Origin of the sequence: Streptomyces sp. NPDC052036, from assembly GCF_040680495.1 — a bacterium.
Classification (GTDB): Bacteria; Actinomycetota; Actinomycetes; order Streptomycetales; family Streptomycetaceae; genus Streptomyces.
On the sequence record NZ_JBFAWW010000003.1, the window covers coordinates 338,360 to 351,193 of the forward strand.

11 protein-coding genes and 1 pseudogene are annotated in these 12,834 nt (G+C 70.8%); 8 read left to right on the plus strand and 4 right to left on the minus strand.

The genetic code is table 11. The features are described 5' to 3' along the window. Window positions 1-50: 50 nt before the first annotated feature. The 3 genes and pseudogenes from AB0L95_RS07850 to AB0L95_RS07860 all read right to left on the minus strand — a co-directional run bounded on the left by AB0L95_RS07850 (window position 51) and on the right by AB0L95_RS07860 (window position 699). Window positions 51-182, minus strand: coding sequence for a hypothetical protein (locus tag AB0L95_RS07850; RefSeq protein WP_365158784.1), 132 nt, complete (start codon window positions 180-182; stop codon window positions 51-53). 42 nt (window positions 183-224) lie between these two features. Then, window positions 225-395, minus strand: a pseudogene (locus tag AB0L95_RS07855) (hypothetical protein); the annotation flags it as partial. Next, window positions 328-699: a hypothetical protein gene (locus AB0L95_RS07860; protein WP_365158787.1), complete on the minus strand. Its 372-nt coding sequence runs from the start codon at window positions 697-699 to the stop codon at window positions 328-330. The pseudogene AB0L95_RS07855 and the gene AB0L95_RS07860, both read right to left, overlap by 68 nt. Before the next feature lie 867 nt (window positions 700-1,566). Here AB0L95_RS07860 and AB0L95_RS07865 point away from each other — a divergent pair. Next, complete coding sequence (locus AB0L95_RS07865) at window positions 1,567-2,298, plus strand: ferritin-like domain-containing protein (protein ID WP_365158547.1); 732 nt, start codon at window positions 1,567-1,569, stop codon at window positions 2,296-2,298. Between the two features lie 615 nt (window positions 2,299-2,913). Here AB0L95_RS07865 and AB0L95_RS07870 read toward each other — a convergent pair. Beyond that, on the minus strand, window positions 2,914-4,425 hold the full coding sequence (locus tag AB0L95_RS07870) for a hypothetical protein (protein WP_365158550.1): 1,512 nt from the start codon (window positions 4,423-4,425) through the stop codon (window positions 2,914-2,916). Between the two features lie 226 nt (window positions 4,426-4,651). On the opposite strand from AB0L95_RS07870, the gene AB0L95_RS07875 reads away from it, so the two are divergent. From AB0L95_RS07875 to AB0L95_RS07905, 7 genes are all read left to right on the plus strand, one after another. After that, window positions 4,652-4,804 carry a hypothetical protein gene (locus tag AB0L95_RS07875; protein WP_365158552.1) on the plus strand — a complete coding sequence of 51 codons (153 nt, stop codon included), beginning with the start codon at window positions 4,652-4,654 and terminating at the stop codon, window positions 4,802-4,804. 128 nt (window positions 4,805-4,932) lie between these two features. Further along, window positions 4,933-5,799: a DUF2797 domain-containing protein gene (locus tag AB0L95_RS07880; RefSeq protein WP_365158555.1), complete on the plus strand. Its 867-nt coding sequence runs from the start codon at window positions 4,933-4,935 to the stop codon at window positions 5,797-5,799. Window positions 5,800-5,877: 78 nt separating this feature from the next. Continuing rightward, on the plus strand, window positions 5,878-6,297 hold the full coding sequence (locus AB0L95_RS07885; protein WP_365158558.1) for an antibiotic biosynthesis monooxygenase: 420 nt from the start codon (window positions 5,878-5,880) through the stop codon (window positions 6,295-6,297). A gap of 212 nt (window positions 6,298-6,509) precedes the next feature. Next, complete coding sequence (locus AB0L95_RS07890) at window positions 6,510-7,250, plus strand: response regulator transcription factor (protein ID WP_365158561.1); 741 nt, start codon at window positions 6,510-6,512, stop codon at window positions 7,248-7,250. Continuing rightward, window positions 7,247-8,914 carry a HAMP domain-containing sensor histidine kinase gene (locus tag AB0L95_RS07895; RefSeq protein WP_365158564.1) on the plus strand — a complete coding sequence of 556 codons (1,668 nt, stop codon included), beginning with the start codon at window positions 7,247-7,249 and terminating at the stop codon, window positions 8,912-8,914. Before AB0L95_RS07890 ends, AB0L95_RS07895 begins: the two co-directional genes overlap by 4 nt. Before the next feature lie 14 nt (window positions 8,915-8,928). Further along, window positions 8,929-10,449, plus strand: coding sequence for a bifunctional glycosyltransferase family 2/GtrA family protein (locus tag AB0L95_RS07900; protein WP_365158567.1), 1,521 nt, complete (start codon window positions 8,929-8,931; stop codon window positions 10,447-10,449). Continuing rightward, window positions 10,446-12,752, plus strand: a complete 2,307-nt coding sequence (locus AB0L95_RS07905; protein WP_365158570.1) for a glycosyltransferase family 39 protein — start codon at window positions 10,446-10,448, stop codon at window positions 12,750-12,752. Before AB0L95_RS07900 ends, AB0L95_RS07905 begins: the two co-directional genes overlap by 4 nt. Window positions 12,753-12,834 lie beyond the last annotated feature (82 nt).

Sequence of the window (12,834 nt, forward strand, 5' to 3'; positions counted from 1 at the left end):
GCCTTATGTCTTGACGGCAGTGTTTGACGGCAACCGATTTCCGGGGCGGATCAGAGGGTTACGGGGACACCGGCCGCGCCGTCGTCATCGTGCGGATCTTTGCCGTCGCCCCTCAGCGCGTCGCCGACGCGGTCGAAGACGGAACGCTGGGAGTCGAGCCGGACGAAGGTGTAGATGTCCATGGTCACTCGGATTGAGCTGTGGCCGAGAACTTCCATGATCATGCGGGCGTCGGCGCCCTGCTCGTGCAGGGGCGAGGCGCAGGCGTGGCGCAGGCCATGAAAGCGGACCTTGCGGCACGGGCGCACAGCGCCTCGAAGGAGCGGTTCAGGTTGCGCGGCTCTCCGCACCGCACCACGTACCGATCCGTCGGAACTGATCCAGGGCGGCCTCATAGCACCGCGCCTTGACCAGGGAGTGAGCCAGCAGATGGCGCAGCGGCGGAACGCGCCCGTCGTGGTCAGGGACCTGATCGAGCGACCGGGCGACGCTCTCCAGCAGTTCCTTGGCCGCGCCCGAGGAGGGGAACGCGGCATGGCCGGGCGGGTCGGCGAGCGCGTCAGGGGCGAGCAGGTAGACACCGGCGAGAGGACTGCCGCCCGGCGCCCGGTGCGCGGCGCGTTCGGCGAGATCCGTCATCAACTTGTTGGACCCGGCCCACTTGGCACACCAGTACTGCAGGGCCTGACAGTGGCCCATGAAGTGGTGCTGGGGGGGCGCATTTGTAGAGCTCCAACCAGAGCCGCTGGAACCTGTCGTGCTCGTAGCGCAGCCCGCGGGCGGCCGTGATCATCACCACCCACGGCCCGGGGTCGTCGGGTGCAAGCGGGGCCGCCGTCTCGGCTGCGTCCATCGCCTCCCTGAGGAGAACGACGAAACGGGCCATGCGGTGGGCGGGGACGGTGTGTGCGTATCCACTGCCCCGCGCCGCCCAGGCCCGGTGGAGGAGCAACTGCGCATGAAGCGTGGCGGCGGCGCAATCCTTCGGCCGGGCGGTGCGCCAGTCATTCAGCCAGACGTCGTCCTGCTCGGCCGGCTGCTGCAACACTTCCAGCCGGGACCAGCGTTCGTCCCAGTCCTGGCCGGCACCCTCCGCATAGGCGGCTGCGGGTCGCCAGTCACCGTCCCGGGCCGCCTGCACCACGGCATCGATCGCTCGGGCACGGCCGGACCGGCACGGCCCTCGTCGAGTTGCTCACGGGGAGGCAGCCCGTAGGCCTCCGCGTCTAAGCGGGCACGCATCCACAGTGCGGCCCCCATCGGGCGCAGCACAGGTCCGATCCGCCACGCGAGGGAGACCACCGCCAAGGCCAGGGCCACGAGGACAAGCGGCATGCAGAGCATGATCCAGCCCTTCGGCCACCTGTGACAACAGTCAGCGAATTCCGTCCCGTTCGGCTGTCAGCCGAGGGTGACTGACGACGACGTCGACGAACTCGCCCGCTGGCTCGGCGTGCATGTGGATCTGTGAAATGTGGGCGCCCGGCGGCAGTGGAACGGTTCGGTGTCCGCCCGCGTCGTCCCTCTCCAGGGCACGGTGGCTGTGTCCCGGAGAGGGGAGACCGGGTGCATACGGGCCGCTTCGCCAAGTGGACACGACGGTTCGAGGACGAGCGCGAGCGCAGGCTTGCCCAGGGCGATCCGGACTGGGGGCGAAGCGCGACCCTGCATCCGGCGGTGCGGGCCGGCATCCAGCGCTTCCAGGTCGGCGAGGACGGTGACGGCGCCAACCTCGTCGGCAAAGCGGACCAGGCCGGCGACGCCGACTACGCGCAGGCGGTCCGGCTCTTCATCACCGAGGAGCAGAACCACGCCCGGCTACTTGCACGGCTGCTGGCTTCGGGGGGCATTCCGACGTTGACCGGGCACTGGAGTGACACGGTCTTCGTACGGCTACGGCGTCTCATGGGCCTCCGCATGGAACTGCTGGTCCTGATGATCGCGGAAGTGGTGGCGCTGCGCTATTACCGGGCCCTGCGCGATGGCACCGACGACGCACTCACCACGGAAGTGGCAGGGCGGATCCTGTCCGACGAGCAGCGCCACGTCCCGTTCCACTGCGAGCGACTGCACGCCTCCCTGGCGGAGCTGTCCCGCGTGGTGCGCCGCCCGGTGATGGACCTGTGGCGACTCCTTCTGCTCGCGGTCTCTCTCGTCGTCGCCGCCGACCACGGTCCGGCACTACGCCGACTCGGCATCGGGCGCCTGCGATTCGTGGCCGATGTCATGGTCTCGTCCCACACGGTGGTCTCCGCAGTGCTGGTGCCCCGCCCAGACGCATGGACGAGCGCGGACTGAGACAGACAGCCCTGCAAACTTCCCGCCTCGTGCCGTACGCGACTGACCGCCTCCCACGCACTCAGAACCTCGTTCTCATGGCCGAGCGGGATCTCATAGATGGTGAGGAGATCGCGGACGGTTGCTTTGCGTCCGGCGACGGCGATCCGTACGGCCGGCGACCGGTGGGGGAGGCGGGAGGACGCCGCGGACACGGATCTCCTTCACGATCGGCGCTTGCGTGTAGAGGATCAGGTGGCCAGTCACGTCGGCCTGTGCCACGGCTACTTCCCACGGCGTCACTACGGGTGTCTCTCCCTGTCAGCGCTTGAACTGACGGTGGACTGGTTCATCCAGTCGGGGCACTTCCTCATGCCCTTGCAGAAGGCCGTGATGACGCCGATCATCCGCCCCTTCCCAGCGTCGTACCGCCTGTCCTGGATCGGTGCGCTGCAGGGCGTAGCCCCCTCCTTCAACGCGACGAGCGCGGTGACCGGGACGGCCGGCACGTCGTGCCGCGTGTCGGCGGTGAACGTGACCTGGACCGGAGCCGAGTCGAGCTTGGCGACGTCGGAGACGGTCGACAGCGCGGGGCAGCCGACCGGGACTCAAGCCGGTCTCGGGACCGGGGGCGGGTCAGTATGTGTTGGCCAGGATCTGGAGGACTTCTTCCCGCTCGAACGGCTGGATGCCCTCGCCCGCCCGGGAGCCGAAGTGGATGGTGAGATCCCAGTATTCGCTGATGCGGACCCAGGGCTGCGAGTGCGGGGTCATGAGAGCGAGGCGTTTGTTCCGTCGCCAGTACTGGTCCCGGCCCGCTCCCAGGCTCCATGTCTTGTGCAGTTGAGTCTCGGTCTCCGCTTGCGCGGGGGTGAGCTCAGGGGTCTCGGAGGCGAGTTGTTCCTCGGGTGCGTCGGAATAGACCAAGGTGATGTGGCGGGTGTACTTTCCGCGCCTGGTCGACCAGTCCGACTGGAGTGCCTCCCCGAGTATGCCCAGAGCGCCCGACACGGGATCCCCCGTGAACGGAACGACCTTGGCGAAGGCGTCCATGAGGGAACTCTCGTCCAGGGGGAAGGAGAGGAAGCGGGTGTATCTCATCGGCCCATCCGCCTCGGCCGGCGGCATGATCAGGCGGACCATCAGGTCCTGGGCCGGTTTTCCCTTCTCCCGCATCGTGTCCATCAGGTCGCGTGCGAAGGAGAGCGCACTCTCGCGGACCGCGGGCACCAGTGACGCGTCCCGCAGCAGAATGCAGAGCACCAGGTCGACGGTGTGCTCCTGCGGGCCCGAGTCCCGGAGTTCGGCGGCCGGGGGCACATCGGGGTGCGCCTGCGCCGCGTACGCCAGCGTCTGGGCGCCGACCATCACCGCAACCTGCTCCCATAACCTCTGACCGGCTCGGCTCGTCCACCCCGTGGGCGTCGTGAGCCGGCTGAGGATGCGCCCCGCGGCATGCGAGGTCAGGGCGGTGAGCAGATGAGCGGCTCGCTCCGGCGGCAGATGGGACAGCAGCCGTGTGGTGATGTCCGCCGGGGCGTTCGACAGGGCGGCGCCGGCCGCGGTGGGTGCCATCTCATGGAAGAGGGTGGCGACGACGGGATTGCTGCCGGCCAGGGTGGCGATGTCGATGATCTCCTCGTGTTCCAGGCGCTCGACCACCCGGGCCATCAAACGAGCGTCGGAACGGGCCAGTTGCAGCATGCGCTCGGTGAGCGGACTGGGGTCCGTGCCGTCGTCCTTCTCCGGTGCCGGCGCGGAGTCCCCGTGGGGCGCCGGGTCGGGCCCCGCCGTCTCCGGTCGCGGGTCCGTGTCTCTCTGCTCCAGCGACTTCTGCCGCAGGGCCAGGGCCGACCATGCACGTTCCCAGCGGCGGTCGGCCGCGATGTCCACGCCGCACGCCTCCACATAGGTCAGCAGGAAGGCCTTGCGCGGGAAGGTGCGGCCCGCCAGGACGTCCCCGAGTGTGCTGCGGGTCAGTGGTACGCGGTGCAGCTGGGTTCCCGGCAGCGTGCCCCCGAGTCTGGCCGTCGCGTCCTGCAGTTTGCGGTAGGAGGGGCGGTCCGCCAGTGCGCGAAGGTCCCGTAGCACGGCCGCGAACTCATCCAGGCACGACGCGTCTTCGGGTCGCAGCGACGAAGCGTCCACCCAGGCGGCTCCTTACCGATCGTCGTCCGGAGAAGTCCGGCACCGTCCGGCAACGGTAGCCGTCCGGGCGGCCATTGGCTGGAGATGGCCGCAATTGCCCGTTCGGGGGCTCATGAACGGCGGGCTCTGGTACGGGAGCGGCGGTACCCGCCGATGCCCGTCGTGGACACCGCCGACCGTCGTGTCCACTGAAGCTCCCGTCGGTACCGATCGAAGGAGCGTCGTGGTGCCCCCCTCGGAACTTGAACTGCTCATCGCCTTCTGCAAGCTCGGCGCGGCGGCTCTGAGCTGCTGTGCCCCCCTGCTCGGTCTGTGGGCGTTCCGCCGCCGTCGGCGGGCGTCCGGCGAGGCCACCCGGTCGGACGACCGCACTCCGTGACCGCCGCGGGCGCGCATACCGCCGACGGCGCACAGAACGAAGGCCCCGGAGAGATCCGGGGCCTTCGGCGTTGGGGGGGCGTTGTCGGTTGGGGGCGTTGTCAGTGGCGGCCCCTACTCTCGGTGGTGATGACTCGGGCGTGGAGATGTACGGGGCTGTCGTGGGGCGACGGCGGGCCGACGCTGCGGTGGGAAGGGGGGCGGCACAGTGGGCTGGCACGGGGGAGGCGGGTGGCCTTCGCGGTCCTGGCGGGGAGCGTCCGGACCTGCGTGGGGGCGCGGGGGCACGGATGCCCGATGCGGGCCGAGGTGTCGGGGCGGAGCACCGGCGCGCGGTGCGAGGAGTGCGCGCGACTGGACCGGGCGCACTCCGTGGCCGCCGACACCGTCGCTGACGATCCGCGGCCGTACCGGGTGTATCTGGCCTGGTTCGGGCCCGGCATGGTCAAGGTCGGGATCACCGCGGCCGAGCGCGGACCGGCACGGCTGCTGGAACAGGGCGCCGTCACCTTCAGCTGGCTGGGGCAGGGCCCCCTGATGGCGGCGCGCCGCACCGAGGAGCTGCTGCGGGCCGCGCTGGGGGTGCCGGACCGGATTCCGTACGCCGACAAGCGCGCGGTGCGGTCCGCGCTGCCGTCGGCCGGGGAGCGGGCCGCCGAGCTGGCGGAGCTGCATGCGAGCGCGGTGGGGCTGGCCGGCTGGCCGGAGTCCCTGGAGCGGGCACCGTTCCAGGCCGTCGACCACGGCGCGGTGTTCGGGCTGGAGGGGCTTTTGCGGGCGGACGGCGTGGTGAGCGAGCTGGTCGCCGGCGGGGTGGTGAGCGGCGATCTGCTCGCCGTCGCCGGGCCCGATCTCCATCTGGCCACCGGGCGCGGCGTCGTCGTACTCGACACACGGCTGATGACGGGATGGGAGCTGACGGGGACCGCGGGCGGGGAACTGAGCGTGCCGGTCAGGGAGATGGGGGAGTCGGGCGTACAGGACGGGTTGTTCTGAGACGACGGGTTGTCTGAGAAGACGGGTTGTTCTGAGAAAGGGGTGGACGGCCGTGGTGCCGCCACCGATCGTGGCGTTATGAGCGATCACCGCAGTGCACCCGAGGTCTCCCCCGCCGTATCCGTTCCCGGCGTCCGGGCACCCCGCGTCCCCGCACCCGTCCCCGCCCTCGAACCCCCGTACTACGTCGTGGTCTTCACCTCCCTGCCCACCGAGGACCGTGAGGGATACGGGGAGACCGCCGAGCAGATGGAGAAGCTGGTCAAGGAGGTTCCCGGGTATCTCGGTATGGATTTCGCCGCCATGCCGGGCGGACTGTCGATCACCGTCGGGTACTTCCGGGACCTGGCCGCCATCGAGGAGTGGCGGAGCAACGCGGAGCACCGCGCGGCCCAGCAGCGCGGGCGCGCCCAGTGGTACGAGACGTACTCGCTGCACATCGCCAAGGTCGAGCGCAGCCACACCTTCGACAGGGGCACGGCCGCCCCGCCCCGCTGAGCTCCGCTCATCCCCAGTCCGTTCACAGCCGTCTCACGGCGACGGGCGCTCATCTCCGTCTCATCTGCGGCCCGTGGCGAGGCCATTCGCCCCTGGAACCAGGCCATTTGGCGCTCTTCCCAGGAACTTCCTGAGAGGCGCCTGTGCGTTTCTCAGGGAAATCACAGACTCGTGAAAGGGCTTTCTCAGGGGTCCCGGACAAGGTGTCCATCATGACCACGACCTCGCCCCACGGGCGCACCGAACTGCTGAGGCCGGACGGGAGCCCCGTCCGAGTGCTGGTGGTGGACGACGAGCTGTCGATCACCGAACTGTTGTCCATGGCTCTGCGCTACGAAGGCTGGCAGATCCGCAGCGCGGGGGACGGGCACGGCGCGATCCAGACCGCACGCGAGTTCCGGCCCGACGCGGTCGTCCTGGACATGATGCTCCCGGACATGGACGGCCTGAGCGTCCTGGGACGGCTGCGCCGCGAACTGCCCGACGTTCCGGTGCTCTTCCTGACCGCCAAGGACGCCGTGGAGGACCGGATCGCGGGTCTGACCGCCGGCGGGGACGACTACGTCACCAAGCCGTTCAGCCTGGAGGAGGTCGTGGCCCGGCTGCGCGGACTGATCCGGCGCTCCGGCGCCGCCGACCGCCGCTCGGACTCCGTGCTGGTCGTCGGTGACCTCACCCTGGACGAGGACAGCCACGAGGTGTGGCGGGCCGGGGACAGCATCCACCTGACCGCGACCGAGTTCGAGCTGCTCCGCTTTCTGATGCGCAACCCGCGACGCGTGCTCAGCAAGGCGCAGATCCTCGACCGTGTGTGGTCGTACGACTTCGGCGGCCAGGCCAATGTGGTCGAGCTGTACATCTCCTATCTGCGGCGCAAGATCGACGCGGGTCGCGAGCCGATGATCCACACCCGGCGCGGCGCCGGTTACCTGATCAAGCCCGCGGTGTCATGAGCAGCCGACGACGGCCGCGTACGCAGAGGCGAGCGCGACAGTCGCGCACGCTGCGGACCCGGCTCGTCGTCTCGGCGGTCACGCTGATCGCCGTGGTGTGCGCGGTGATCGGCACGGTGACGACGATCGCGCTGAGCCAGCATCTGTACCGGCAGAAGGACGCGCAGGTCGACGAGATCGGCCACCGTGTCGCCGGGCTGCCCAAGGGGGCGCCCGACGGGGGACCGCCCGGCCCGGACGGCGGCTCGCAATCGGCGTCCGGTACCGGGTCCCTGCCGGGCACCTCGGGCCACGCCGAGTCGACGGACGCACAGCTCGACTTCATCGTCACCAAGGGAGGGGCGCAGCCCGGGACGGTCGCCGCCGTGGTCAACACGAGCGGCCGGATCGTCAAGGCGGCCGTCTCCAAGTCGAACAACGACAGCAGCGGCGGCTTCAAGGGCATGGTCCCCAGCCGGCTCGACGCCGCGCAGGTCGCCGCGCTCGCCAACGTGCCCAAGAAGGGCATCCACAGCGTCGACATCCCGGGCCTGGGCGGGTACCGGGTCATGTATGTGTCGGGCACCCGCGGCAGCTACTACATCGCGCTGCCCACCTCCGACGTCACCGACAACATCGACACCCTCATCGTCGTCGAGGTCAGCGTCACCGCCGCCGGTCTCGTCGCCGCCGGGATCGCGGGATCCGTGCTCGTCGGGCTCGCCCTGCGGCCCCTGCGCAAGGTGGCCTCGACCGCCACCCGGGTCTCCGAACTGCCCCTGCACACCGGCGAGGTCACCCTCGACGAACGGGTGCCGGAGTCCGAGACCGATCCGCACACCGAGGTCGGGCAGGTCGGAGCCGCGCTCAACCGGATGCTGGACCATGTCCACGGCGCCCTGCACGCACGGCAGCAGAGCGAGATGCGGGTACGGCAGTTCGTCGCCGACGCCAGCCATGAGCTGCGTACCCCGCTCGCCTCCATCCGGGGATACGCCGAGCTGACCAGGCGAGGCCGCGAGGAGACCGGGCCCGACACCCGGCACGCCCTCAAAAGGATCGAGTCCGAGGCCGGGCGCATGACCCTCCTCGTCGAGGATCTGCTGCTGCTCGCCCGGCTGGACGCGGGCCGCCCGCTCCAGTTCGAGCAGACCGACCTCGCACCGCTCGTCGTGGACACCGTGAGCGACGCACGTGCGGCCGGCCGGGACCACAACTGGCGGCTCGAACTACCCGACGAGCCCGCACTCGTCCTCGCGGACGCCGCCCGGCTCCAGCAGGTGATCGTCAATCTGCTCGCCAACGCACGCACCCACACCCCGCCCGGTACGACCGTGACCGCACGCGTCGCACGGCGAGGGCCCTGGCTGTGCGTGGACGTCGAGGACGACGGCCAGGGCATTCCGCCCGACCTGCTGCCGCATGTCTTCGAACGGTTCGCGCGCGGCGACTCGGCGCGCTCCCGGGCCACCGGCTCCACCGGTCTCGGGCTCGCCATCGTGCAGGCCGTCGCGACCGCGCACGGCGGCGCGGTGACCGTGGACAGCGTGCCCGGACGGACGGTGTTCACCGTGCATGTGCCCGCGCTGACCCCGTACGCGCCCTCACCCGCGCCCGAAACGAACTGGCAACCGCACTCACAGGCACACCACAGCGCCACCACACGGGTGCGACAGGGCGCTTGAGAAGAGTCGGTTCCATGCGAACCGATTCTTCTCCCGGCACCCTGCCGGCGCGGGAGCACCTCCCGGCCGCCGGAGCCGGCACGCCGGTCCTGGACGTAGTGATCCCCGTCTACAACGAGGAGAAGGACCTCCAGCCGTGCGTGCTCAGGCTCCATGAGCACCTCACCCGTACGTTCCCCTACGCCTTCCGCATCACGATCGCGGACAACGCGTCCACGGACACCACCCCCGAGGTGGCCGCACGGCTGGAGGCACAGGTCGCGGAGGTGAGGTCGTTCCGCCTGGAGCAGAAGGGCCGCGGCCGCGCCCTGCGGACCGTCTGGTCGGCCTCGGACGCTCCGATCCTCGCCTACATGGACGTGGACCTCTCCACCGATCTCAACGCGCTGCTCCCCCTGGTGGCACCGTTGATCTCGGGCCACTCCGACCTCGCGATCGGCTCCCGGCTCGCCCACACCTCCCGGGTCGTGCGCGGTCCCAAGCGGGAGTTCATCAGCCGTGTCTACAACCTCATCCTGCGCGGCTCGCTGCAGGCCCGGTTCTCGGACGCCCAGTGCGGATTCAAGGCGATCCGCCGTGATGTGGCCCAGGTGCTGCTGCCGCTGGTGGAGGACACCGGCTGGTTCTTCGACACCGAGCTGCTGGTCCTCGCCGAGCGTGCCGGTCTGCGGATCCACGAGGTGCCGGTCGACTGGGTCGACGACCCCGACTCGACCGTGCACATCGTGAAGACGGCGACCGACGACCTCAAGGGCGTGTGGCGGATCGGCAAGGCGCTGGCCGGCGGCTCGCTGCCGCTGGACCGGCTCGCCCGGCCGTTCGGCGACGACCCGCGCGACCGGGACATCCAGGACGTGCCGCGGGGCCTGGCCCGCCAGCTCGTCGGCTTCTGTGTGGTCGGCGGCCTGTCCACCCTCTTCTACCTGGCGCTCTACAGCCTCTTCCGGCAGTTCTCGGGCGCGCAGATCGCCAACGCGCTCGCCCTGCTGGTCTCGGCGGTCGCCAACACGGCGGCCAACCGCCGGCTCACCTTCGGGGTGCGCGGCCGGGGCGGCGCCGTCCGGCACCAGGCGCAGGGCCTGGTCGTGTTCGGTATCGGTCTCGCCCTCACCAGCGGCTCCCTCGCCGCCCTGAACGCGGCGATCGGCAACCCCGCGCACTCCACGGAACTGGCGGTGCTGATCGCCGCCAACCTCGCGGCGACCGTGCTGCGGTTCCTGCTCTTCAGGGCCTGGGTCTTCCCGGACCGGCACGACGACGACCGGACGCCGCCCCCGGCCTTCGACGCCTCCGGCCCGTACGCGACGCACCAGTTCCCGCAGCACCCCCACCAGCACCAGCCACACCAGTACCAGCCGCACCAGCACTCCCAGCAGCACCCTTCGCTGCCGCGGCGCTCCGCGGCGCCGCAGTCCTCGTACGACACCACCCGGTTCCGCGCCGGTGCCGACGCGGACCGCGCCACCTGGAAGGACGCGACCATGCCACTGCAGCCGGTGCGTCCGCAGGACACCGACCCTAGGGACTACCGATGACCACCCAGTACGAGCAGCCGACCCACCGAGAGGGCGCGGATCCCCGGTCCTGGGGGCCGCCCCCCACGGCCGAGTCGCAGCAGCCCGTCACCCCGTCGGCGCCCGCCCCCGGCGCCGGTGAGCCCGGGCAGCCGCTCGCGCGGAGATTCCTGCGGGGCCGGCCCGAGGACCCGCGCTGGGCGCGCCCCGCGTTCCTCGGTCTGCTGCTCGCCACCGGACTGCTGTACCTGTACGGCCTGAGCGCCTCCGGGTACGCCAACTCCTTCTACTCGGCGGCCGTCCAGGCCGGCAGCAAGTCGTGGAAGGCGCTCTTCTTCGGCTCGCTGGACGCGGGCAACGCGATCACCGTCGACAAGCCCCCGGTCGCGCTCTGGCCGATGGCCCTGTCGGTGCGGGTCTTCGGCCTGAACTCCTGGGCGATCCTCGTCCCCGAGGTCGTCATGGGCGTCCTCACGGTCGCCGTCGTGTACGCGGCCGTCCGGCGCCGGTTCAGCCCCGCGGCCGGTCTGATCGCCGGTGCCGTGCTCGCGCTCACCCCGGTCGCCGCGCTGATGTTCCGGTTCAACAACCCGGACGCGCTGCTCGCGCTGCTGATGGCGCTCACCGTCTACCTCGTCATCCGGGGCCTGGAGGACGGCCGTACCAAGTGGCTGGTGTGGGCGGGGGCCGCGGTCGGGCTCGCGTTCCTGACGAAGACCCTGCAGGCCTTTCTGATCCTGCCCGCCCTGGCGGTCGTGTACGGGGTCTGCGCGCCCGTGAAGCTCAGGAAGAGGCTGGTGCAACTGGGCCTCGCGACGGTCGCGCTGGTCGTCTCCGGCGGCTGGTGGGTCGCGATCGTGGAGCTGTGGCCCGCGTCCTCGCGCCCGTACATCGGCGGCTCGCAGAACAACTCGTTCCTGGAGCTGACCTTCGGTTACAACGGCCTCGGCCGTATCAACGGCGACGAGACCGGCAGCGTCGGCGGTATGGGCGGCGGCGACGGCGGCATGGGCGGCGGCAACGGCGGCCAGTGGGGCGCCACCGGCTGGAACCGGATGTTCAACTCCGAGATCGGCTCCCAGATCTCCTGGCTGCTGCCGGCCGCGCTGATCCTGTTCGTCGCGGGCCTCCTGCTGACCTGGAAGGCCCGGCGCACGGACCTGACGCGCGCCTCGTTCCTCGCCTGGGGCGGTTCGCTGCTGATGACCGCGGTCGTCTTCAGCTACATGGCGGGCATCTTCCACCAGTACTACACGGTGGCCCTCGCCCCCTACATCGCCGCCGTGGTCGGCATGGGCGTCACGGTGCTGTGGGAGGAGCGGTCGAAGACGTGGGCGTCGCTCACGCTGGCGGCCACCGCCACGGCGACCGCGGCCTGGGGGTATGTGCTCCTCAACCGCACGCCGGACTATCTGCCCTGGCTGAAGTGGCTCGTCCTCGTCGGCGGTCTGGCCGGTGCCCTCGGCCTGATCTTCGTGGCCCGGCTCGGGCGGCAGCGCGCCCTCGCGACGATGGCCCTGAGCTTCACGGCCGCCCTCGCGGGCCCGACCGCGTACACCCTGACCACGGTGAACGAGGGCCATACCGGTTCGATCGTGACGGCCGGTCCGGCGGGCGCCGGCATGATGGGCGGCCCCGGCGGACGCCCCGGCGCCGGTATGCGCGGCGGCTTCGGCGGCGGCATGCCGGGCGGGAGCCGGCAGAACGGCAACGGCACCACCCCGAACGGCACGCAGGGCAACGGCTTCCCGGGCGGGAACGGCGGCACCGGCGGCATGGGCGGCCTCCCCGGCGGCGGCATGCCGGGCCAGAACGGCCAGGGGCAGAACGGTCAAGGCCAGAACCAGCAGCAGGGCAACGGCACCGGCCGGAACCAGCAGGGCAACGGCTTCCCCGGTGGCGGCCGGACGGGCGAGGGCGGCGTGGGCGGCGGCGGTATGGGCGGCCTGCTCAACGGTGCCGAGGTCGGCTCCGCGGCCAAGAAGCTGCTGGAGAAGGACGCCGGGAAGTACACCTGGGCGGCCGCGTCCATCGGCTCCCAGAACGCCGCCAGCTACCAGCTCGCCACCGGTGACCCGGTGATGGCGATCGGCGGCTTCAACGGCAGCGACCCGTCCCCGACGCTCGCCCAGTTCCAGAAGTACGTGGCGCAGGGCAGGATCCACTACTTCATCTCCGGCGGCGGCGGCTTCGGCGGCGGGGGCGGCGGCACCGGTGGCTCCAACGTCTCCTCGCAGATCAGCACATGGGTGACGAAGAACTTCACGAAGGTGACGGCCGGTTCGGCCACCTTCTACGACCTCACGCGCAAGACCGGCGGCTGACGGCCGGTCGGCGGGATCTGAGGGACGGCCTCGAAGCGGTGGGCCGGGCACACGCCCGGTCCACCGCTTTTTCGCGGCGGCG